The organism is Arthrobacter sp. 05N429, from assembly GCF_056397045.1.
Genome location: NZ_JBFTMQ010000002.1, coordinates 1 through 21,883, shown reverse-complemented (window position 1 = coordinate 21,883; position 21,883 = coordinate 1). Strand labels below are relative to the sequence as shown.

The 21,883-nt window shown below is 66.8% G+C and carries 17 protein-coding genes and 1 pseudogene; 15 read left to right on the top strand and 3 right to left on the bottom strand.

Translation table 11 applies throughout. The features are described from left to right. Positions 1–8: 8 nt before the first annotated feature. Positions 9–743, bottom strand: a complete 735-nt coding sequence (locus tag AC1DF4_RS03950) for a CoA transferase subunit A (protein ID WP_441405038.1) — start codon at positions 741–743, stop codon at positions 9–11. A gap of 200 nt (positions 744–943) precedes the next feature. Here AC1DF4_RS03950 and AC1DF4_RS03945 point away from each other — a divergent pair, with 200 nt between their 5' ends. Continuing rightward, the gene (locus tag AC1DF4_RS03945; RefSeq protein ID WP_476911652.1) at positions 944–1,717 is read left to right on the top strand and encodes an IclR family transcriptional regulator; all 774 of its coding nucleotides are present in this window, start codon (positions 944–946) and stop codon (positions 1,715–1,717) included. A gap of 171 nt (positions 1,718–1,888) precedes the next feature. Here the strand turns inward: AC1DF4_RS03945 and nadE are convergent, their stop codons facing one another. Together nadE and AC1DF4_RS03935 are read right to left on the bottom strand one after the other, a co-directional pair. Continuing rightward, positions 1,889–2,710, bottom strand: a complete 822-nt coding sequence (nadE, locus tag AC1DF4_RS03940; protein WP_476911651.1) for an ammonia-dependent NAD(+) synthetase — start codon at positions 2,708–2,710, stop codon at positions 1,889–1,891. Positions 2,711–2,950: 240 nt separating this feature from the next. Next, positions 2,951–4,009 (bottom strand): LacI family DNA-binding transcriptional regulator, encoded by a 1,059-nt coding sequence (locus AC1DF4_RS03935; protein ID WP_476911650.1) that lies wholly within the window; start codon positions 4,007–4,009, stop codon positions 2,951–2,953. A 208-nt stretch (positions 4,010–4,217) separates the two neighbouring features. Here AC1DF4_RS03935 and AC1DF4_RS03930 point away from each other — a divergent pair, with 208 nt between their 5' ends. The 14 genes and pseudogenes from AC1DF4_RS03930 to AC1DF4_RS03865 form a co-directional block, all read left to right on the top strand. Continuing rightward, positions 4,218–5,066 carry a sugar phosphate isomerase/epimerase family protein gene (locus AC1DF4_RS03930; protein ID WP_476911649.1) on the top strand — a complete coding sequence of 283 codons (849 nt, stop codon included), beginning with the start codon at positions 4,218–4,220 and terminating at the stop codon, positions 5,064–5,066. Beyond that, the gene (locus tag AC1DF4_RS03925) at positions 5,063–6,076 is read left to right on the top strand and encodes a Gfo/Idh/MocA family protein (RefSeq protein WP_476911648.1); all 1,014 of its coding nucleotides are present in this window, start codon (positions 5,063–5,065) and stop codon (positions 6,074–6,076) included. The genes AC1DF4_RS03930 and AC1DF4_RS03925 overlap by 4 nt, the downstream gene beginning before the upstream one ends. Positions 6,077–6,381: 305 nt before the next feature. Next, complete coding sequence (locus AC1DF4_RS03920) at positions 6,382–7,920, top strand: ABC transporter substrate-binding protein (protein WP_476911647.1); 1,539 nt, start codon at positions 6,382–6,384, stop codon at positions 7,918–7,920. A gap of 107 nt (positions 7,921–8,027) precedes the next feature. Continuing rightward, positions 8,028–8,969: an ABC transporter permease gene (locus tag AC1DF4_RS03915; protein WP_476911646.1), complete on the top strand. Its 942-nt coding sequence runs from the start codon at positions 8,028–8,030 to the stop codon at positions 8,967–8,969. Next, complete coding sequence (locus AC1DF4_RS03910) at positions 8,966–10,822, top strand: dipeptide/oligopeptide/nickel ABC transporter permease/ATP-binding protein (RefSeq protein ID WP_476911645.1); 1,857 nt, start codon at positions 8,966–8,968, stop codon at positions 10,820–10,822. Before AC1DF4_RS03915 ends, AC1DF4_RS03910 begins: the two co-directional genes overlap by 4 nt. Continuing rightward, positions 10,819–11,694, top strand: a complete 876-nt coding sequence (locus tag AC1DF4_RS03905) for an ATP-binding cassette domain-containing protein (protein ID WP_476911644.1) — start codon at positions 10,819–10,821, stop codon at positions 11,692–11,694. Before AC1DF4_RS03910 ends, AC1DF4_RS03905 begins: the two co-directional genes overlap by 4 nt. Positions 11,695–11,778: 84 nt before the next feature. Continuing rightward, positions 11,779–12,639 carry a sugar phosphate isomerase/epimerase family protein gene (locus AC1DF4_RS03900; protein ID WP_476911643.1) on the top strand — a complete coding sequence of 287 codons (861 nt, stop codon included), beginning with the start codon at positions 11,779–11,781 and terminating at the stop codon, positions 12,637–12,639. Positions 12,640–12,656: 17 nt separating this feature from the next. Then, positions 12,657–13,823: a Gfo/Idh/MocA family protein gene (locus AC1DF4_RS03895; RefSeq protein WP_476911642.1), complete on the top strand. Its 1,167-nt coding sequence runs from the start codon at positions 12,657–12,659 to the stop codon at positions 13,821–13,823. Between the two features lie 100 nt (positions 13,824–13,923). Further along, complete coding sequence (locus tag AC1DF4_RS03890; protein ID WP_476911641.1) at positions 13,924–15,003, top strand: LacI family DNA-binding transcriptional regulator; 1,080 nt, start codon at positions 13,924–13,926, stop codon at positions 15,001–15,003. A 156-nt stretch (positions 15,004–15,159) separates the two neighbouring features. After that, positions 15,160–16,566 (top strand): glucuronate isomerase, encoded by a 1,407-nt coding sequence (gene uxaC, locus AC1DF4_RS03885; protein WP_476911640.1) that lies wholly within the window; start codon positions 15,160–15,162, stop codon positions 16,564–16,566. Next, positions 16,563–17,993 carry a mannitol dehydrogenase family protein gene (locus AC1DF4_RS03880; protein ID WP_476911639.1) on the top strand — a complete coding sequence of 477 codons (1,431 nt, stop codon included), beginning with the start codon at positions 16,563–16,565 and terminating at the stop codon, positions 17,991–17,993. Before uxaC ends, AC1DF4_RS03880 begins: the two co-directional genes overlap by 4 nt. 211 nt (positions 17,994–18,204) lie before the next feature. Continuing rightward, positions 18,205–20,025 carry a beta-glucuronidase gene (gene uidA, locus AC1DF4_RS03875; protein WP_476911638.1) on the top strand — a complete coding sequence of 607 codons (1,821 nt, stop codon included), beginning with the start codon at positions 18,205–18,207 and terminating at the stop codon, positions 20,023–20,025. Between the two features lie 56 nt (positions 20,026–20,081). Beyond that, positions 20,082–21,545, top strand: a complete 1,464-nt coding sequence (gene uidB, locus AC1DF4_RS03870) for a glucuronide transporter (protein ID WP_476911637.1) — start codon at positions 20,082–20,084, stop codon at positions 21,543–21,545. 36 nt (positions 21,546–21,581) lie between these two features. Then, a pseudogene (locus AC1DF4_RS03865) lies at positions 21,582–21,883 on the top strand (bifunctional D-altronate/D-mannonate dehydratase); the annotation flags it as partial.

Below are 21,883 nucleotides of genomic sequence, written 5' to 3'. Positions count from 1 at the left end.
AGGCCTGATTAGACGCCGACGGCGGCCGCGGCGTCGGCGGCTTCGCTGCGGGGACGGACCGTCCGCTGTTCGATGTCCTTGACCCGGCCGCTGGCCTGGACGAGGCGCTGGACGAAGACGCCGGGGGTGACGATGTGGTTGGGGTCGAGCTGGCCCGGTTCCACGATCACCTCGGCCTCCGCGACGGTGACGGCGCCCGCCGTGGCGACCACCGGGTTGAAGTTCTGCGCGGTGTAGCGGTAAATCAGGTTGCCGTCGGTGTCGGCGGTGTGGGCGTGCACCAGGGCGACATCGGCCTTGATGGCGCGTTCCTGGACATAGGTCTCGCCGTCGAACTCCGCGAGCGGCTTGCCTTCGGCGACGAGGGTGCCGACGCCCGTCTTGGTGTAGAACGCCGGGATGCCGGCGCCGCCGGCGCGGAGGCGCTCGGCCAGGGTGCCCTGCGGCGTGAACTCGACCTCCAGATTGCCGGCGAGGTACTGCTCGGCGAAGAGCTTGTTCTCGCCCACGTAGGAGGCGATGACCTTGCGGACCTGGCCGGCCTCAATCAGCACGCCGAGGCCCTTTCCGTCCACGCCCATGTTGTTGGACACCACGGTGAGGTCCTTGACGCCGGAATCCCGCACAGCCTCGATCAGGTCGGCGGGGATGCCGCTGAGGCCAAAACCTCCGACGGCGAGCGTCATGCCGTCCCGCAGTACGTCCTGCAGCGCGGCGGCCGCGCCGGATTTCACCTTTGACATCGCATCTCCTCATTGAGCTCTTGGCGCAATCCACTTAGTGGACTGTTGTTCTGCTGTTGGAGCCTACGGGGCCGAAAAGCAGGCTGTCAACGGCTGGTTTTAGCTTTTGGAGTGCGGTTTTTACAGTGTGGACGGTAGACTTCCGACTGTCCACAATATGGATGATTAAGGCAGTTCAACGCAAACTTCCGAGGAAAAAGATGAATCCTTCACCGGTCCAGGGCGCTCAGGTCGTCAGCCGCGTCGCGTCCTTGCTGCGCATTGTCGGACGGAAACCGGAAGGCTCCCCGCTTGTGGAACTCGTCCGGGAATCCGGGCTCACACGCCCCACCGTGCACCGGCTGCTCACCTCGTTGGCCGCCGAGGGGCTGCTGGACCAGGAGCCGCAGAGCGGCAACTGGGTGCTGGGGCCGGAGATCCTCCTGATGGGTTCCGTGGCCTCGGCGCGTTTCCCGCTGGAGGATATCGCCCGGCCGAGCCTCCGCCGGCTCGCCGAGGAGACCGGCGAAAGCGCGTTCTTCTCCATCCGGCGCGGCGCCGAGACCGTGTGCCTGCTCCGAGAGGAGGGGAGCTTTCCGGTGCGGTCCTTCGTGCTGCACGAGGGAGTCCGCTTCCCGCTCGGGGTGGCGTCCGCCGGCACCGCCATCATGGCGTTCCTGCCCGACGCGGAGCAGGAGGAGCTGCTGGCCGGCTGGGCCGCGCACGCCGGCGATTTCGCGGCGGCGCACACGGAGGACCTGGTCCGCGCGAACCTGGAAGCGACACGGCGGGCCGGCTATTCGGTGAATCCCGGGCTCGTGCTGGAAGGCAGCTGGGGGATGGGCGCCGCAGTCTTCGACCAGCGCGGCCGCCCCGCCTGGGCGCTGTCCCTGACCGGGATCGAGCCGCGCTTCAAGGGTGAACGGCAGGAGATGCTGGGCCGCCTGCTCATGGATGAGGCACACCGGATCTCCACGCTGCTGCAGGGTCGGTAGGCGGCCCCCGGGCGGGTACCCGGGCCGGGGCGGGAGCTACCGGCGAGGTGAGTCCCGGCGTCGTGGTTCACCGTCGGCCGTACCGGGGGCACATCGACACGGACGCGCCGGGCAATGGCCGCTAAACAGTCCGTTGGGGGCTCGAAGTGCCCCCAGAGCGTAGGTTGCTGCCTACTTCCACCAGGTATCAAAGATGGTGACCGGGACCGTGCGCTTGTGGCGGGTCCGGAGATACTTTTGCTCGATAGATTCGGCCACGGCGTCCGGGACCTCGCGGCCCTCGAGGTAGTCGTCGATCTGGTCGTACGTCAGCCCCAGTTCGTCCTCGTCCGTGCGGCCGGGCTGGCCGTCGAGGAGGTCCGCCGTCGGAACCTTCTCCCAGACGCGGGCCGGGGCGCCGAGCTCCGCGAGCAGGGCCCGGTTCTGACGCTTGTTGAGCCCGAACAGCGGCAGAATGTCCGCGCCGCCGTCGCCGTACTTGGTGAAGAAGCCCGTGACCGATTCCGCCCCGTGGTCCGTTCCGATAACCAGGTAGTTGTGCTCGCCGGCGAGGGCGTACTGCGCGATCATGCGGGTGCGGGCCTTGGTATTGCCCTTGTGGAAGTCGGAGATCCCGTTGCCCACGGTCTTCTCGAATTCGTCCTCGAACCCGTCCACTGCTGCGGAGATGTTGAAAGTCCACTCGGTCTTGGCCTGGATGAAGTCCAGGGCGGCCTGGGCGTCGTCCTCGTCGCGCTGTACGCCGTAGGGCAAGCGGACGGCGACGAAGTTTGCGTCCACACCTTCGGCCGCAAGCTCCTCGACGGCCAGCTGGGCAAGCCGGCCCGCGAGCGAGGAATCCAGTCCGCCGGAGATGCCCAGGACGAAGCCCCTGGTGTGCGTGGCCTTGAGGTATTCCTTCAGGAACGTGACGCGCTTGCGCACCTCCCCGGCGGGGTCGATCCGGGGCTGGACGCCCATTTCTTCAATGATCCTGGCCTGGAGTTCGCGCATGTGATCCAGCCTAGTCAGCGCTGTCAACAACGCTCAACCTGTTGCTGCCAGGCCGGCTGGCGGACGTGCGGCCTGGGCGCGGGAATGGCGCTACGGGAGAGGACCGTCGCTACGCTTTCGGACCCTCGCTACGCGGATATCCGTCGCGCAGGGCCGGATGCGCAGCGCGCGCCGGGAAACGCCGCGAAAACCGGACCAGCTGGGGACGCCCGGCCCATCCGCGCCGGGTGGGCGTGCGGCCTAGCGCTCCTGCCGCGCCGGGCCGGTGGAGCCCCGGACGGTGAGATGGGTAGGCATTACGGACCGGCTGCGGGCGCCGCCGCCGGCGAGGGGGTTCAGCCGGGCCAGCAGCATAGAGACCGCCACGCGGCCTGCCTGCTCGATCGGGGAGGCCATGGTGGACAGCGGCGGATTGCAGAAGTCGGCGCCGAAAATGTCGTCGCAGCCCACAATGCTCATGTCCTCGGGAACCCGGATGCCTCGTTCCCGCAGGCGCTGGAGCATGCCGATGGCGATGAGGTCGTTGAACGCGATGCAGGCTGTCACCCCACTGTGCACGGCGGCGTCCGCGGCTGCGGCGCCGGACTGGGTTTTTGGCGCGAACGGCCCCAGCCGGCGCACTTCCACACCGCGCTCCTCGGCTGCAGCGGACAATGCAGTCCACCGCCGTTCGCTGGACTGGGACGTCAGGGGCCCGGCGATGTAGGCGATCCGGGTATGGCCCAGCGAGACGAGGTGGTCCAGCGCCTGGCTGGTGGCAGACGGGGTGTCGATGATGACGGCGGGGACACCGGGAACGTCTCGGTTGATGGTGACCAGGGGCATCTTTGCCGCCGCGGCCAGCAGGGCCTCGTCGCTGAGCCGGGACGCCGCCACGATGATGCCGTCCGCACTCTTTCGCAGCTGGTCCAGGGTGCTGGCTTCCACCTCGTCGGATTCCTCGGTGTCCACCAGCAGCTGCGTGTAGCCGGCTGCCTTGAGCTGGAGCTGGGTTCCCCGGATGAGGTCGAAGTAGAACGGGTTGGTAATGTCCGGCACCAGGACCCCCACTGCGCCTGTGCGGCCGGAACTCAGCGCCTTGGCCTGACTGTTGGGGATGTAGTGCAGCTGGGCGGCGGCCGCCTCGATCCGCTGGCGCGTGCGGATGTTGACGCGGTCCGGCGTCGAGAGCGCCCGGGAAACAGTGGAGGCCGCCACGCCGCACAGTGCTGCGATGTCATGGATGGTGGCCGGTCGATCAACTGCTGGTGGTTGCGTCGTAGCCACGGCGCTCCTCTCTGAACGTGGTGGCGGGGCCATGGCGGCCGGGTCGGATGGGCCGGTCTGTGACTGTCGCCACAGGCCCGCTCCGCCAAGAATGCCACACCTTGTCAAAGTTTGGCAATCGGTTGTCATGGTGGTGCGACTGTCGCTAAACTGGCGACGACACTGTTTGTGAACTGCGTCACCGCGCTGGAGCCAAAACCGGGCTGCCCGGCCCGGCGGCCGCGAAACCCAGGAGATCCGCGTGAGCAAAACACCAACCGCAGTCTGGACACTCTCAGGCTTCGGCGACGAGATAGACCCGGATCCCGCGGTGCAGGCCGCGGTCCTGCTGGCCCTGGGCGCCAGCCACATCGAGGTCCGCAGCGCCTGGGGCACGAATGTCTCCGAACTCGAACCGGCCCAAGTTGCCCGGCTCAAGGAAATCCTCGATGAGAAGGGCCTCAAAGTCTCGGCCGTGGCCAGCCCCATCGGCAAGGTGGACGTGAGCCTGCCGGTGGAACACGAGCTGGAACGCCTCCGCCAGATCATCTCCGTGGCGAAGGGACTGGAGACAAAATACATCCGCATCTTCTCGTTCTACCGGGCGAACAACCAGGGCGCTGACGACATCCGCGGGGACGTCATGGCCCGCATGGGCGCGCTGGTGGCGCTCGCCGCCGAAGCCGGCGTCGTGCTCCTGCACGAAAACGAAAAAGGCATCTTCGGCGACACCCCCGAGCGCGTCCTGGACATCATGGAGACCGTGGATTCCCCGGCCCTGCGCATCGCCTGGGACAACGCCAACTTCGTCCAGGTGGGCGTCAAGCCCTACACCGACGGCTACGCCATGCTGCGCCCCTACCTTGAGTACTTCCAGGTCAAGGACGCCGTGGCCGCCACGGGCGAAGTGGTTCCCGCCGGCGAGGGCGACGGCGAACTCGACGCCACCATCGCCGCCCTCACGGCAGACGGCTTCACCGGCTTCGCCTCCCTGGAGCCGCACCTGGCCAGCGCCCACGAACTCGGCGGGTTCTCGGGCCCCGTCGCCTTCGGCAGCGCGGCCCGCGCCTTCGCCGCGCTCGCCGCGAAAAACGGGGTTGAACTCTCGTGAGCACGACGACGGCGGCGGTCATCGGCTGCGGCGACGTTTCCGCCGTGCACTTCGAGGCGGTGGCAAAGCTCGACGGCGCCACCCTGGTGGCGGTCTGCGATTCGGATCCGCAGCGGCTGGCTGCCGCGGTAGCCGCCCGCTGCGTCCCCGGCTTTGCCGACCACCTGAGCCTCATTGAGGCGGTCCGGCCGGACGTGGTGCATATCTGCACCCCGCACGACCAGCACGCCTCCGTGGCCGCCGACTGCCTGGCGCGGGGCATTAACGTCATCGTGGAGAAGCCGCTCGCCCACACCCTGGCGGAGGGCCGCCGGCTCGTTGAAGCCGCATCGGCGGGCACGGCGAAAATCGCCGTGTGCTTCCAGAACCGGTACAACGCGACCTCCCAGGCCCTGGCCGCACTGCTGTCCTCCGGCGAGCTGGGGGAGGTGGCGGGGGCGTCGGCAACGGTCATGTGGCAGCGCTCCGCCGAGTACTATCAGGACCGGCCGTGGCGGGGGACCTGGGCCGGCGGCGGGGGCGGGCTGATGATGAACCAGGCCATCCACACCGTGGACCTGCTCCAATGGCTGGTGGGCGACGTCGTCGCGGTCAACGGCAACGCCTCCACGCGTTTCCTGGGCGGCGCCATCGAGGTGGAAGACACCACCGAATTCGTCGCCGAACATGCCAACGGCGCCCGGAGCGCGTTCTATGCCACCCTGGCCAACGCCACCAACGCGCCGGTAACACTCGAGGTTGTCACCGAAAAGGCCGTGCTGAGCCTGCGCGGCGACCTGACCATCGCCCATGCGGACGGGCGCGTGGATGTCATTCCGGAGCGCAGGAGCGGCTCCGGCGGCCGGTCCTACTGGGGTGTCTCGCATGAACTGCTGATCGCTGACTTCTATGGCCGGCTGCACGATGCGGAGCCGTTCTGGATCAGCCCGGCGGAGGCCGAAAAGTCGCTGCGCATCGTCAAGGAAATCTACCGGCAGAGCTATCCGGAATCTCTCGACGCCGTCAGCTGAGGCCTGCCGGGGCGGGCCCGCGGGGCGTCTTCCGGCGTGCCAGTCCGGCGTGCCCTGCGGCGTGCACTTCGGGCAGGCCCAATTGCGTGCGTTCAAACAATCGATTGCCGCAATCTGGGGCCGAAACTCTCCCTGTTTTCCAGCCGTACTTTCCGGGTCAAAAGACATTTTCGAGGATTTATGACAATCGGTTGCCAAGTAAGGCAACTCTGCGTACTGTGATTCTCACGAGAGCGGTGTGGCCCACGCCACACCGCTTGAACGGGGAAACCCGCCCACAGTTTCACGACTCATAGGAGCCAACAATGAAGTTAGGTCCCAAAGCAGCAGCAGCTGCCCTCATCCTCAGCGCGTCCCTGGCGCTGACGGCCTGCGGCGGTGGCGCGTCAGGCGCCGCCACCGGGAACAACCCTGCCGGTCCGAAGACAACCACGCTGACCCTGGGTGCTGTTCAGGAAATCCGCTCGTGGGACCCTGCCCAGGCGCACGTCGGCCACTTCCTGCAGCCGTACCAGGCGGCCTACGATTCCCTGCTCCTGCGGGAACCGGACGGCAAGCTCAGCCCCATGCTGGCCACCGCGTGGAATTACAACGAGACGAACACCGTGCTCACCGTTGACCTCCGCAAGGGCGTGACCTTCAGTGACGGCGCCACGTTCGACGCCGAAGCGGCCAAAGCGAACCTGGATCACTTCAAGAAGGCCAACGGCCCGCAGATGGCCCAGCTCACCGCCGTCTCAGACGTCAAGGTAGTCGATGCCGACACCATTGAGCTCAACCTGACAGCGCCTGATCCCTCACTGGAGTTCTACCTCAGCCAGGCCGCCGGCCTCATGGGCAGCCCGAAGGCCCTGGGCACCGAAGGCATCAAGACCGAGCCCGTGGGCAGCGGCCCGTACGTCATGGACAAAGCCGCCACGGTCAAGGACTCACAGTCTGTGTTCACGGCCCGCAAGGACTACTGGAACAAAGACAACCAGAAGTTCGAGAAAGTCACCTTCAAGATCCTCGTTGACGCGACCGCCAGGACCAATGCCCTGGTCTCGGGACAGGTGGACGCCACGCTGCTGGACCCGAAGACCGGCAAGCAGGCCGAGGGTGCCAAGATGAAGCTCGTCACCAACGAGGTGGACTGGCAGGGCCTGACCCTGTTCGACCGGGACGGCACAAAGAACCCGGGTCTGAAGGACGTCCGCGTCCGCCAGGCCATCAACTACGCCTTTGACCGCAAGACCATCCTGGACCAGGTCCTGCTGGGTCAGGGCACCCCCACCTCCCAGCCATTCGGCAAGGCCAGTGGCGCCTGGGTTGAAGGGCTCGAGAACAAGTACCCGTACGATCCGGCCAAGGCCAAGGCCCTGTTGAAAGAAGCAGGCTACGAGACCGGACTGGTTCTCCAAGTCCCGAGCGTCCCCGGCTTTGAAACGCAGCTGGCAGTAATCAAGCAGCAGCTGGCCGACGTCGGAGTCACCCTCGAAGTGGGCGCGGCGATCACCAACACGTACACCACCGACATCGCGGCGCAGAAGTTCACCACCATGTACTTCTCGCTCTTCCAGGGAGAACCGTGGGTGGCCATCAACCAGATCGTCTCGACGAAGGCGCTGTACAACCCCTTCAAGAACACCGCCCCTGAACTGCAGGCCAAGATCGATGCCGTCCAGAACGGCGGCAAGGACGCGGCCAAACTGGCCCAGGAAGTCAACAAGTACGTGGTGGACCAGGCGTGGTTCGCACCCCTGTTCCGTGTGAACCAGATGTACTACCACAACGCCAAGATCAACGTCACCCCGCAGATCCAGCAGGCCGTCCCGTCGATCTACAACTACTCGCCGGCGTCGTAGCTGCGGGTTAGCAGCCACAAAACCGGCGCAGGTCCGGCAGCCCGCCACCACAAGCGACGGGCTGCCGGACCCGGCAGTCAGACCATGACAGTGCAATGGAGCCAGCAATGATCACCTTCATCCTCAAACGCCTCGGCAGCGGACTTATCGTCCTGTTCGCCGTCTCGATCCTCGTCTTTTCCCTGCTTTACGTATCGAGCGGCAGCATTGCACGGAACATCCTGGGCGACCAGGCCACGCCGGAGCAGCTGGCCGTGAAGGAAGCCGAGTTGGGCCTCGACCAGCCCATCTTCACGCGCTACGTCAGCTGGCTCACGGGCGCCCTGCAGGGGGACCTTGGAGCATCGTGGTTCACCTCCGAACCCGTGGCCGACGCGCTCGCAACGCGCATTCCGGTCACCATGACCATGGTGGCCGCGGCCATGATCCTGATCGCCATTATCGCGACACTCCTGGGCGTCGCCGCGGCAGTGAAGCGTGGCTGGGTGGACAGGGTGGTCCAGATCGGCGCCATCATCGGCGACTCCGTTCCCGGATTCGTGATCGGCATCATCCTGGTCACCGTGCTGGCCATCCAGATGGGCCTCTTCCCCGCCACCAGCACCATTTCCCCGGGCGAACCGGCCTCTGCCTGGGTGCTGTCCCTGACACTTCCGGTGGTCGCCCTGCTGATCAACGGAGTCACCGGCGGCGCGCAGCAGATCCGCAGTGCCGTCATCAAGCAGCTCGAACGCGACTACGTCCGCACCCTTCGCAGCCGCGGCATCAATGAGCGCGAGGTCCTGTTCAGGCATGTCCTGCGCAGCGCCGCCCCGGCGGGGCTCACCGTGCTCAGCCTGCAGCTCATCGGCATGCTCGGCGGCGTGGTCATCATCGAGCAGATCTTTGCCCTCCCCGGCATGGGGCCGCTGGCTGTCGCCGCCACCAGCCAGAGCGACCAGCCGGTTGTCATGGGCGTTGTTATGTACACCGTCGCCGTTGTCATTTTGGTCAACCTGATTGTTGACCTGCTCAACGGCTGGCTCAACCCGAAGGTGCGTGCCTCGTGACCGAGTCCGTCGAAACCTCAGCCCTGACGCCACTGCCCGCAACGACGGGCCAGACCGGAACCGTGGTCCGCTCCACGGCCCTGTTGCGTCTTTTCAAAAACCCGCTCGGGATCGTTGCCATGGGGATCCTGCTGGTGCTGGCACTCATGGCCGTGTTCGCCGATGTGCTGGCCCCGTTCGACGAGAACTTCGCCAACATCTCCAAGACCCTCGCCGGGCCCGACTCCGTGAACATCCTGGGCACGGACAGCTCCGGGCGCGACGTCTGGAGCCGGCTGCTGTACGGGGCGCAACTGACGCTCCTCTCCGCACTGCTGTGCGCCGCCGTCGCGATCGCGATCGGCCTGCCGGCGGGCCTGGTGGCCGGCTACTACGCCGGCAAGTTCGAGGCGGTGTCCAACTGGATTGTCAGCATCCTGATGAGCCTCCCCGGCCTGATCGTGCTGCTGACCATCCGGGCGGCCTTCGGCCCGTCGGTGTGGATCGCCATGATCGCCTTCGGCGTCCTGATCAGCCCCTCCTACTTCCGCCTGACGCGCTCGGCGGTGCAATCGGTCCGCAACGAGCTCTACGTGGATGCCGCCCGCGTGTCCGGCCTCTCCGACCTGAGGATCATCACGCGGCACATCTTCTCCGTGGTCCGCGCCCCCATCATCATCCAGACTGCCGCGATCGCCGGTGTGGCCATCGCCATCCAGTCCGGGCTCGAATTCCTTGGCCTGGGCGACCCCGCGAAGGCAACCTGGGGGGTGATGCTCAGCGAAGGATTCAAGAACGTCTACCTCACGCCAACGCTGCTCTTCTGGCCCGCATTTGCGATGGCCCTCACCATCGGCGCCCTCGTCCTGCTGGGCAACGCCATCCGCGATGCCCTGGAAGACGGCGAAAAGATCAAGCACCGCAAGAAGCGCGCGGCCGCTTCGACGGAAGGCACGACGCCGGCCCCCGCCGCCGCACGCCCGGCGCGCAAGACCGTGGCCGCCGTCGACGCCGGCACCGAACACCACCTGGTGAAGGTGACCAATCTCGGCGTCGGCTACCCCCAGGCTGACGGCTCCGTCAAGAAGGTGGTGGACGACGTGTCCTTCCACGTGGACCGCGGCGAGATCCTGGGCATCGTGGGTGAATCCGGCTCGGGCAAGTCCCAGACCGCGTTCTCCATCCTGGGCCTGCTCCCGGACAACGCCCGCATTGTGGCCGGCTCCATCCAGTTCGACGGCGGCTACACGGTGGCCCCGGGCGAGAAACGCGTCAGCCAGGAGCGCCTGACCAAATTGCGCGGCAAGCGGATTTCCTACATTCCGCAGGAGCCCATGAGCAACCTGGATCCCGCCTTCACCATCGGCTACCAGCTGGTGACGCCCATGGTGCGCGTCCTTCGAATCTCCAAGGCCGAGGCCCGGAAGCGGGCGCTGAAGCTGCTCACCGACGTCGGAATCGTCAACCCGGAGCGGACCTTCAACGCCTACCCGCACGAAGTCTCCGGCGGCATGGCCCAGCGGGTGCTGATCGCCGGCGCCATCAGCTGCGAGCCGGACCTGGTGATCGCCGACGAACCCACCACCGCCCTGGACGTCACGGTGCAGGCGGACGTGCTGGACCTGCTCCGCGAGCTCCAGCAGCGCCTGAACATCGGCATCATCCTGGTGACGCACAACTTCGGCGTGGTGGCGGACCTCTGCGACCGGGTGGCCGTCATGCAGAACGGCCGGCTCGTGGAGGAAGGGCCCGTCCGCGAGATCCTCCGCAACCCGCAGGAACCCTACACACGGACCCTCCTGGCGTCGATGCTTGAAGGCAAGGAACCCATGTCCATGCTCGTTTCCACCCCGCAGAAGGAGCCCGTCGCATGAGCGCCACCGAAAACACGCCGCTGCTCACCGTGGACCAGCTGGTGGTCGAATACCCCGGCAAAGGCTTCCGGGCCAAACCGTTCCGTGCCCTGACGGACATCAGCATCACCATCGGCCGCGGCGAAACCCTCGGCCTGGTGGGGGAGTCCGGGTCCGGCAAAACCACCCTGGGCCGTGCCGTGCTGGGGCTCGCGCCGGTCACCGCGGGCCGGATCATGTTCGACGGCAAGGACATCAGCCACGCCAGCCGCAAGGACCGCCGGACCCTGAGCCGGGACCTGCAGGTGGTCTTCCAGGACCCGTACACGTCGCTGAACCCGGCACTGGAAATCGGCGACATCCTCGCCGAGCCCCTCGGCGTGCAGGGCCTGGATCCCGCGGCGGCCAGGAAGCGGGTGAAGGAACTGCTGGACCAAGTGGGCCTTCCCTCCGACGCGATCCACCGGCTGCCGCGCGAATTCAGCGGCGGTCAGCGCCAGCGGGTGGCGATCGCCCGTGCGCTGGCGCTGTCACCGAAACTGATCGTCTGCGACGAACCCGTGAGCGCCCTGGACCTGTCCACCCAGGCCCGGGTGCTGGACCTTTTCCTGCAGATCCAGAAGGACACCGGTGTGTCCTACCTCTTTGTCTCCCACGACCTCGACGTCGTCCGGCACATCAGCCACCGCGTGGCCGTGATGTACCACGGTGAGATCGTCGAACAGGGCACGGCCGGCGTCGTCACCCGGGACCCCGAACACCCCTACACGCAGCGGCTGCTGCTGGCCTCGCCGGTCCCGGACCCGGACCGCCAGGAACAGCGCCGGGCCGACAGGCACCGGCTGCTGGAACTCCAGCGGCAGCAGCACGAGCAGGCGGGAGCCCTCGTCTGAGGATCCCCGCCAGCAACCCAACCAGCGACTGACAGCTATGACGTGCCGGCTCCCTTGCGGACCCGGCCGAACGGAGGAACCGGAATGGCCAAAATTGGTGTGCAAGCCATGATGCTGCGGGACAGCTTCAAGGACCTCGGGGCGTTTGAGACGCTCCGGAAGGTCAACGCGATCGGCTACAACGCCGTCGAGGTCTCCCAGATCCCCATGACGACGGCGAATGTGGCGGAACTGGACCGTTCCCGCAGTGAGCTGGGCATGGACATCGCGGCGTTGTCCGTCGCGATGGAGACCCCTAAGGGCATGCCCGGCGACTCGCTCAAGGACCATTTCGACAAGATCGTCGACGACGCGAAGCGCCTGGACGCCAAGCTCCTGCGGATCGGCATGCTGCCCTTCCCGGCCATGAAGTCGATCAACGCGGTTGTCGATTTCGCCAAGCAGGCCAACGAATATGCCGAGCGCCTGCAGGAGCACGGCCTCGGCCTGTACTACCACAACCACCACATTGAGTTCGCGAAGTTCGACGGCACCTACATGCTGGACATCATCGCGGGGAACTCCCCGGCCATGGGCATGGAAATCGACGTCCACTGGGTCCAGCGCGGCGGCCTGGACCCGGTCCGCACCCTGGAAAAGTACGCCGGCCGCACCGCCATGGTCCACCTGAAGGACTACCGGATCGGCGAATTGCCGGAGTCCGCCCTGGGCCTCCTGGAAGCCGGGGACTTCGTGGGCTTCATGGCCGAGTTCAAGAACGTGGTCCAGTTCGCCGAAGTGGGCGAGGGCAACCTGGACTTTCCCACCATCATCCCGACCGCCGTGGCCGCCGGCGCCCAGTACCTGCTGGTGGAGCAGGACGAGCTCTACGGCCGGACCGTCTGGGACGCCTTGCAGACCTCGTACGACAACCTCGTGGCCATGGGCCACTCGAACCTTTTCTAGACAGGGAGCATCACCGCATGAGCAAGAAAGTACGCCTGGGCATCATCGGCCTGGGCCAGCAGGGCGGCGCCTACGCCAAGTTCATCCAGGACGGAATGGTCCCCAACATGGAAATCGGGGCCATCTGCGACGTCGATCCCGCCAAGAAGGAACTGGCGGCGTCCCAGTACCCCGACGCACCCTTCTACGACGACTACATCACGATGCTCGAAAGCGGCGACGTCGACGCGGTCGTCACATGCGTGCCGCACTTCCTGCACCCGCAAATGGGTATCGAAGCCCTCAAGCGCAACATCCACGCCCTCGTCGAGAAGCCGGCCGGCGTGTACACCAAGCAGGTCAAGGAGCTCAACGAGTTTGCCGCCTCCAAGCCGGAGCTCTCCTTCGCCATTATGTTCAACCAGCGCAACAACCCGCTGTACCAGCGGCTGAAGGAGATCGTGGACGCGGGGGAGATCGGCAGCATCCGCCGCACCAACTGGATCATCACCACCTGGTGGCGGCCGCAGGGGTACTACAACTCCAGCGAATGGCGCGCGACGTGGGGCGGTGAAGGCGGCGGGGTCCTGGTCAACCAGGCCCCGCACCAGCTGGACCTGTGGCAGTGGATCTGCGGTGTTCCCAAGTCGGTGTACGCGAAGGTGGCCTACGGCTTCCGCCGGGACATCGCCGTCGAAGACGAGGTCACGGCGGTGGTGGACTACGGCGACGGCGCCACGGGCGTGTTCGTCACGGCCACCCACGACCTCACGGGCACGGACCGCTTCGAGATCCTGGGCGACCAGGGCAAGATCGTCGTCGAAAATTCCAAGACCGCCACCGTGACGCGCCTGCAAAAGCCCGAACGGGAACTCAGCGACGGCATGGGCATGGACGACGTCCGGAAGCTCTTTATGGGTGAACTGAACCCGGAGGAGTACTACAGCACCGAGGTCATCGAGTTCGAGTCCGTCTGGGGCGGCCAGCACGCCGGCGTCCTGGACAACTTCGCCGCCAACATCCTGGACGGCACCCCGCTGCTCGCCCCGGGCTCGGACGGCATCAACGGTGTCCGCCTTGCCAACGCCATCCACCTCTCCAGCTGGACCGGCAAGGAAGTGGGCCTGGACTTCGACGAGGACGTGTTCCTGGCCGAGCTCAACAATCGGATCGCCGACGAGGGCAAGTTCCCCGAACGCTCCTGACACCCTCCAGCCCGCCTGACTGGCAGCGGGGGCCGTATTGGGCCCTCATAACGGCCCCTGCTGCGAGCTGGTTGGGTTGTTTCATCGTTAGGATGGGGCGGTGACTGAACCCAAGACGCCGGACGCCGACGCCACCAAGGCTCCGGCCAAGAAACACGCCCGCGACGGTAAGTCCAACGCCACCATCTACGACATCGCCAAGGTCGCCGGCGTCAATCCGTCCACGGTCTCCCGTGCGCTCAGCAAGCCGGGCCGGGTCAGCGCCAAGACGCAGAAACTCATCGAGGATGCCGCGGCCGAGCTGAACTACCAGGTCAACCCGTTCGCCCGGGCACTGCCCACCGGCCGGACCAACACCTTCGGCCTGATCGTCGCGGACATCACCAACCCCACGTTCTTTGACATCATCCGCGGGGCGGAAACCACCGCCACGGCCCGGGACTACACCCTGGTGCTCGCCGAATCGGCGGAATCCGCGGCCACCGAACTGACCGCAGCCCGGCGGATGATGGCCACCGTGGACGGCCTCATCCTGGCCAGCCCGCGCATGGACGACGACAACATCCGGGCCCTCGCCCGCGACAAACCCGTGGTGGTCATCAACCGCGAGGTCGACGGCGTGCCGTGCGTCGTCCCCGACGTGCACAAGGGCATCAGCGAGGCGGTCCGCAGCCTTGCCGCCAACGGGCACCAGAAGGTTGCCTTCGTGGCCGGGCCACCGCAGTCCTGGATGTCCGCCCGCCGCTGGGAGGGCGTGCAGGCCGCGTGCGAATGGTCCCGGCTGGACGCCGTGCGGCTGGAATCCAGCAAACCCACGGTCGACGGCGGCCGTCAGGTGGCGCGCGACGTCCGGGCCAGCGGCGCCACGGCCGTGCTGACCTATAACGACCTTCTGGCCATCGGGCTTATGCAGGAACTCCAGGCCGCCGGCATGGTGGTTCCGGACCAGATCAGCATTGTGGGCTTCGACGACATCTTCGGGGCCGACTTCACCACACCCCCGCTGACCACCGTGCGCTCCCCGCTCGGGGAGTGCGGCTCGGGCGCCACCACGCTGCTGCTCGATCTCCTGCACGGCGACCTCCTGTACGGCGCGGGGGAGCCCGCCGCCACCCTGCGCGTCGAAACGGAACTGGTGCTGCGGGGCTCGAGCGGACGGCTCCTGCCCGCCGGCAAGTAAGCGCTGCCGATTCCGATTTTCGCTGCATTTCCGGACATCCGCACGCGGGATCCCGGGTGCGGATGTCCTTTTCCGGCGCGGGAACCGCAAATAGGCCTGTTGGCAATTTATGGCAACCGGTTGACAAGGTGCTGTTGCAGGCCGGACCATTGAGCTATGTCACAGTCGATTGCCGCCAACCCAGACCGGCTCCTGCCCGCGGATCCCGGAACGCGCAGCATTGCGCGCGAGCTCCTGGGCCGAATCGAGGACCTCCCCATCATTTCCCCGCACGGGCACGTTGACGCCGCCGTCATCGAGCACAACACCCCCTTCCCTGACCCGGCAGCGCTCCTGGTCAGCCCGGACCACTACGTCACCCGGCTGATCCACGCCAGCGGCGTTCCGCTGGACCGGCTGCGTGGTTCCAAGGCAACCGAACCGGACTCCCGCACCGTCTGGCAGGAGTTCTGCAAGGCCTGGCCGTTGCTGGACGGCACCGCCTCCGGATACTGGCTCCGCACCCAGTTTGAGAGCGTCTTCGGCCTTCGGGAGGAGATCAGCGCCGAGACGGCCGATGCCAGCTACGACGCGATTTCGGCGCGCCTGCTCGAGCCCGGGTTCCGTCCCCGCCAGCTCTTCAAGGACTTCAACATCGAAGTCCTCGCCACCACGGACGACCCCCTGGACGGCCTGGCCAGCCACAAGGCGATCGCCCAGGACCCCACGTTCCATGGCCGCGTCCTGCCGACCTTCCGCCCGGACGCTTACCTGAACATCGCGCACCCCGACTGGTCCGCGAATGTCGACCGGCTCATCGCGGCAGCGGCCGACGGCGCCACCGGCTATGCCGGCTACCTCACCGCGCTGGAGAACCGGCGTCGTTACTTCGTGGACCACGGCGCGGTCTCCGCCGACCACGGCGTCCGCACACCGGCAACCCTCAAGCTCGACACCGGAGACGCGGCGAAACTGTTTGACCGCGCCCGCGCGGGCCGGGCCACCGCGCAGGACCGCGACGACTTCGAAGCCCACATGATGTACCAGATGGCCCGGATGTCCGTGGAAGACGGCCTCGTCATGACCATCCACCCGGGGTCCTACCGCAACCACCATGAACCCACGTTCGCCCAGTTCGGCGCGGACACCGGCCACGACATCCCGTTCGCGATCAACTACACCGAGGCGATCCGCCCGGTGCTGCAGGACTTCGGCACCGCGAAGGACTTCCACCTGGTGCTGTTCACCCTGGACGAGACCGTGTTCTCCCGCGAACTCGCACCGCTCGCCGGGTTCTACCCGTCCGTCTACCTCGGTGCGCCGTGGTGGTTCCTGGACGCCCCGGACGCCATGCTGCGCTTCCGCTCCGCCGTCACCGAGACCGCCGGTTTCTCTCGGTCGTCGGGCTTCATCGATGACACCCGGGCGTTCTGTTCCATTCCGGCCCGGCACGATGCGTCCCGCCGGATCGAGGCCTCCTTCCTGGCCCGCCTCGTCGCCGAACACCGGGTCAGCGAGGACCGCGCCCACGAAATCATCGTCGACCTCGTCGACGGCTCCCCCCGAAGGGTCTTCAAACTGTGAGCATCGAACTGACATCCGCACTGAAACCCGAGCGGGAATCCGCCGCGGATCTTCCCCGGCTCAACCGCGCCCTCCGCCCCTCCGCGAAGGCCCCGGTGCGGATCGTCCACCTGGGCCTGGGCGCCTTCCACCGCTCGCACCAGGCCTGGTACACCCACCAGGCGGGCGACGCCGCGGACTGGGGCATCGCTGCCTTCACCGGACGCCGCCCGGACGCCGCCCTGGCCCTCGCCGAGCAGGACGGCCTGTACACCGTGGTGGAGCGGGGCGACGCGGGAGACTCGTTCGCGACCGTCAGCAGCATCGTGGAAGCCGTGGACGGAGCCGACGTCGGACGGCTCGCCGCGCTGGTCGCCGCCCCGGCTACCGCCGTGATCACGCTGACCATCACCGAGGCCGCCTACCGCCTCCGCGCCGACGGCAGCCTGGACACGGGTGCCGCCGACGTCGCCGCCGACCTTGCGCTGCTGGCGTCCGGCAGCGGATACCCGACGACGCCGCTGGGCCGGCTGGTGCTGGCCCTCGCCGCACGCCGGGACGCCGGGGCGGGGCCACTCGCCGTCGTCTGTTGCGACAACCTGTCCAACAACGGCACCGTGGCCCACAATGCCGTCGTGGGCATGGCCGGGGCCTGGGACGCCGGGCTTGCGTCCTGGATCGAGGCGAACACCAGCTTCGTCAGCACTTCGGTGGACCGGATCACCCCGCGCACCACCGGGGCGGACGTCGAAGCCGTCCAGGCAGCCTGCGGCTACCGCGACAGCTCCCCGGTCGTGGCAGAACCGTTTTCCAACTGGGTCCTCAGCGGAGACTTCCCCGCCGGGCGGCCCCGGTGGGAAGACGCCGGGGCCGTCTTCGTCGCGGACATCGAACCGTACGAGAACCGCAAGCTCTGGCTCCTCAACGGCGCCCACTCCCTGCTGGCCTACGCCGGACAGCTCCGCGGGAACACGACCGTGGCAGAGGCCCTGGCGGATCCGCTGTGCCGGGACGCCGTGGAACGCTTCTGGGACGAGGCTGAAGCCAACCTCCCGGCCGGCGAACTCGGAATCCCCGCCTACCGCGCCGCCCTCCTGGACCGCTTCTCCAACGCCCGGATCGCCCACCACCTGGCCCAGATCGCCATGAATGGCAGCACGAAACTCCGCATGCGCGCCGTGCCTGTGCTGCGGGCCGAACGCGCCGCGGGCAGGACCGGCGCCGCCGCAGCCCTCATGATCGCCGCCTGGATGGACCACACCACCACCGCGGACGAGCTCCACGATCCGCTGGCCGGCGAGGTGGCCGCAGCCAGCCGGCTCACCGGCGCCGAGCGGATCCGGGCCTTGCTGGCCCTGGTGGATCCGGCCCTTGCCGCGGACGGACCGGTCCTGGAACTGATTGAAAGCCTGTGCGGAACGTTCGGGGAGCGGGCTGTCTCCCCGTAACGCCCTCCGTGCATGCGCTGCTGCCCGGCTGCCCGGTCTCGGGGAGCCGGGCAGCAGCGTTTCGCGAAACTTTCAACAAAATTATGGCAACCGCTTGCCATGTGATTGCCAAGTGATTAGGATTACAACAGGAGCAAAACCAACCCGGCCACACCGCCGGCCCCCAAAACCTCCCCGGCACTGCCCGCAAAGACGCGATAGGACCTCCCAAATGCTCAAGCCACAGGCCAACGAAACCCGTGAAATTATCAACCTCGATGGCCTGTACCGGTTCAAGGTGGACTTCGAACGGGCCGGCCACCGGGATGAATGGTTCACGGCGCCGCTCGAATCAACACTGGAAATGGGAGTTCCCGCCAGCTACAACGACGTCTTCCCGGACAAGGCCATCCGCGACCACGTCGGCTACGTCTGGTACCAGCGCGACGTGCGCGTGCCCCGTGGCTGGGCAGGGGAGCGGATCCACGTCCGCCTCGACTCCGCCACGCATGAGGGAATGGTGTGGGTGGACGATGTCCTCGTCGCCCAGCACACCGGCGGCTACATGCCGTTCAGCGCCGACATCACCGACCACGTCGCTCCCGGCCAGGCGTTCCGCCTCACTGTCGCCGTCAACAACGAACTCACCCAGGCCACCATCCCCCCGGGCAGCATCACCGTCACCGAGGATGGCCGCCGCCAGCAGAGCTACCTGCACGATTTCTACAACTACGCCGGGCTGCACCGCAGCCTCTGGCTCTTCAGCACCCCCGCGGTGACCGTGGATGACATCACCGTCGTCACCGGCTTCGACGGGACCACCGGCAGCGTCGACTACACGATCGTCACCGCGGGCGGCACGGGCAGCGAAACGGTGACCGTCTCGCTCAACGACGCCGACGGCGCCGAAGTCGCCCGCGCGGACGGCGCCAGCGGCGCGCTGGTGATCGACGACGTCGTGCTCTGGAAGCCCGGCGCCGCCTACCTGTACAGCCTGACCGCCGAAATCCACGACGGCGGCGCGCTGCTGGACACGTACACCCTGCCCGTCGGCGTCCGTACCGTAGAAATCAGCGGCAAGGAATTCCTCATCAACGGGGAGCCGTTCTATTTCACCGGCTTCGGTATGCACGAGGACCACGTCACGGTCGGCAAGGGCCACAGCAACGCCCAGATGGTCAACGATTTCCAGCTCCTGGACTGGGTGGGCGCAAACTCCTTCCGCACCTCGCATTACCCGTACGCCGAGGAGGTCATGGAGTTCGCGGACCGCCACGGGATCGTGGTGATCGACGAAACCGCCGCCGTGGGGCTGCACCTGGGCTTCGGCGCCGTCTTCGGCGGCATCGCCAAGAAGACCTACGTCGACGGCGGCGTGGACGCGAACACCGCCGCCAACCACCGGCAGGCCATCTCCGAACTCGTGGCCCGGGACAAGAACCACCCGTCCGTGGTGATCTGGTCCATCGCCAACGAACCCAACGGTTCCGAGGAAGGTGCCCGCGAGTACTTCCAGCCGCTGGTGGAACTCACCCGCGAGCTGGACCCCACCCGCCCCGTGGGCTACGTCAACGTCATGTTCGACACCCCGGACAAGGAACTGCTGGGCGACCTCTTCGACGTCATCATGCTCAACCGCTACTACGGCTGGTACCTGAACAACGGGGACCTCGAAACGGCGGAGGCCGTCCTGGAGAAGGAACTCCGGGAATGGGAAGCCAAGTACGGCAAGCCCATGATCATGACCGAGTACGGTCCGGACACCATGCCCGGGTTCCACTCCATCTATGAACAGCCCTGGAGCGAGGAATACCAGGCCGCCTTCCTGGCCATGTACCACCGCGTCTTTGACCGCGTGGACGCCATGGTGGGCGAGCAGGTCTGGAACTTCGCCGACTTCCAGACCTCCAACGGCATCATGCGCGTGGACGGCAACAAGAAGGGCGTCTTCACCCGCGACCGCCGGCCCAAGCCCGCCGCGTTCGCCCTGCGCCAGCGCTGGACCGCGCTCGCCGGCACCAAGAACGGCAGCACGAAGAGCGTCACCCCCTAAGCGTTTTCACCATTTTTGCCGGCCCCAGGGGCGGCCCCGGGTAAAGGAGCCCACACATGAAGAAGCCCGAAAAACTCAGTAAGTTAAGCATCGTCGGCTACGGCGCCGGCGACGCCGCCAACAACCTCGCCTTCACCACCGCCACCATGTTCCTGCTCGTCTACTACACGGACGTGGCCGGGATCTCCGCCGCCGCCGCCGGCACCCTGCTGCTCACGGTCAGGATCTTCGACGCCTTCGCCGACGTCTTCGCCGGCCGGGTGGTGGACCGGACGTTCAGCAAGCGCTTTGGCAAGTTCCGACCGTTCATCATGTTCGGGTCCATCCCGCTGCTCCTGCTCAGCGTGGCAACCTTCTCCATCCCGGAGCTCGGCGAGTCCGGCACCCTCCTCTACGCCTACGTCACGTACGCCGCCCTCGGCCTGGCCTACAGCCTCGTCAACATCCCCTACGGATCCCTGGCCGGCGCCATGACGCAGGATCCGGGCGAGCGGGCAAAGCTGGGCTCCGCCCGCATGATCGGCGCGCTGCTGGTGGGTTCCGCCCTCGGCATCTTCGTGGCACCGCTCATCAAGCCCGGCGCCGACCTCCAGGCAACCTTCACCACCATCACCCTGGCCTTCGTGGTGATCGGCGCTGCCCTCTACTTCTTCACCGTCCTGACTGCCAAGGAACGGGTCCACCGGGCCGTCCCGAACGTCACGTTCAAACAAAGCATGGACACGCTCAAAGGCAACAAACCCCTTTTGATGCTCTGCCTGAGCTCCTTCTTCTTCCTCTCGGGTTACCTCGCCCTGACCTCGGTCCAGCTGTTCTACCTGCGCGACGTCCTGGGCCGCCTGGACCTGTACCCGGTCCTGTCCATCACGCAGCTGGTCCTCACCTTCGTGCTGGCCGGGTTCATGCCCCGGCTGGTCCGGAACCTCGGCAAGAAGCGTGTGTACATCTACTCCTCCCTGGTGACGGTGGTCGGCGGAATCATCGTTTTCCTCGCCCCGGCCAGCCAGGTCTGGATCGGATTCACCGGCCTCGTCGTGAGCCTCGTCGGTGTCCTGGCCGTGAACATCGTGGTGTGGGCACTGGAAGCCGACACCGTCGAATACGGCGAATGGAAAACCGGCGTGCGCACCGAAGGCATCACGTACGCGCTCTTCTCCTTCACCCGCAAAACCGGACAGGCCGTGGGCGGAGCACTCGCCGCCTACGCACTGGCCCTGGGCGGCTACAAGTCCGGCGCCGTGCAGACCGCAGAAGCCGTGTTCGGAATCCAGGTCGCCGCCGGCGCCATTCCGGCCGTGCTGACCATCGTGGCCGTAGCCGTGATGTCCAAGTACAAGCTCACGGACGCCAGGCACGCGGAGATCCTCACGGACATCCGGTCCCGCCGCGAAAGCGGCACCGACGCTGCCGGCGACAACGGTGGCCGCACCGAAACCGCCGACGGCACGTCAGACGGCGCCGCCGGCGGAACTTCCGACGTCGAACCGGCCGTCAAACCGCTGACGACCACCACCAACTAACCCCCACCAGCTACGACTGAAAGAGCCATTCAGACCATGAAAATCATTGCTGCTGAAGTCTTTGTGACCAGCCCTTCCCGGAATTTCGTGACCTTGCGGATCACCACGGAGGATGGGGTGACCGGGATCGGGGATGCGACGCTGAACGGGCGCGAGCTCGCGGTCGCTGCGTACCTGAAGGAACATGTGGCGCAGTTGCTGATCGGGAAGGATCCGCACCGGATCGAGGACACGTGGCAGTTCCTGTACCGGTCCTCGTACTGGCGCCGGGGTCCGGTGACGATGGCCGCGATCGCCGCGGTGGACATGGCGTTGTGGGACATCAAGGGCAAGGTCGC

Bases quoted from the DNA above. Each gene is read 5' to 3' on its own strand.
- AC1DF4_RS03920 (WP_476911647.1), top strand. From the start codon at position 6,382: ATGAAGTTAGGTCCCAAAGCAGCAGCAGCTGCCCTCATCCTCAGCGCG.
- AC1DF4_RS03935 (WP_476911650.1), bottom strand. From the start codon at position 4,009: ATGGCCCCGCCACCACGTTCAGAGAGGAGCGCCGTGGCTACGACGCAA.
- AC1DF4_RS03895 (WP_476911642.1), top strand. From the start codon at position 12,657: ATGAGCAAGAAAGTACGCCTGGGCATCATCGGCCTGGGCCAGCAGGGC.
- AC1DF4_RS03900 (WP_476911643.1), top strand. From the start codon at position 11,779: ATGGCCAAAATTGGTGTGCAAGCCATGATGCTGCGGGACAGCTTCAAG.
- uxaC (WP_476911640.1), top strand. From the start codon at position 15,160: ATGTCACAGTCGATTGCCGCCAACCCAGACCGGCTCCTGCCCGCGGAT.
- nadE (WP_476911651.1), bottom strand. From the start codon at position 2,710: ATGCGCGAACTCCAGGCCAGGATCATTGAAGAAATGGGCGTCCAGCCC.
- AC1DF4_RS03905 (WP_476911644.1), top strand. From the start codon at position 10,819: ATGAGCGCCACCGAAAACACGCCGCTGCTCACCGTGGACCAGCTGGTG.
- AC1DF4_RS03950 (WP_441405038.1), bottom strand. From the start codon at position 743: ATGTCAAAGGTGAAATCCGGCGCGGCCGCCGCGCTGCAGGACGTACTG.
- uidB (WP_476911637.1), top strand. From the start codon at position 20,082: ATGAAGAAGCCCGAAAAACTCAGTAAGTTAAGCATCGTCGGCTACGGC.
- AC1DF4_RS03945 (WP_476911652.1), top strand. From the start codon at position 944: ATGAATCCTTCACCGGTCCAGGGCGCTCAGGTCGTCAGCCGCGTCGCG.
- uidA (WP_476911638.1), top strand. From the start codon at position 18,205: ATGCTCAAGCCACAGGCCAACGAAACCCGTGAAATTATCAACCTCGAT.
- AC1DF4_RS03915 (WP_476911646.1), top strand. From the start codon at position 8,028: ATGATCACCTTCATCCTCAAACGCCTCGGCAGCGGACTTATCGTCCTG.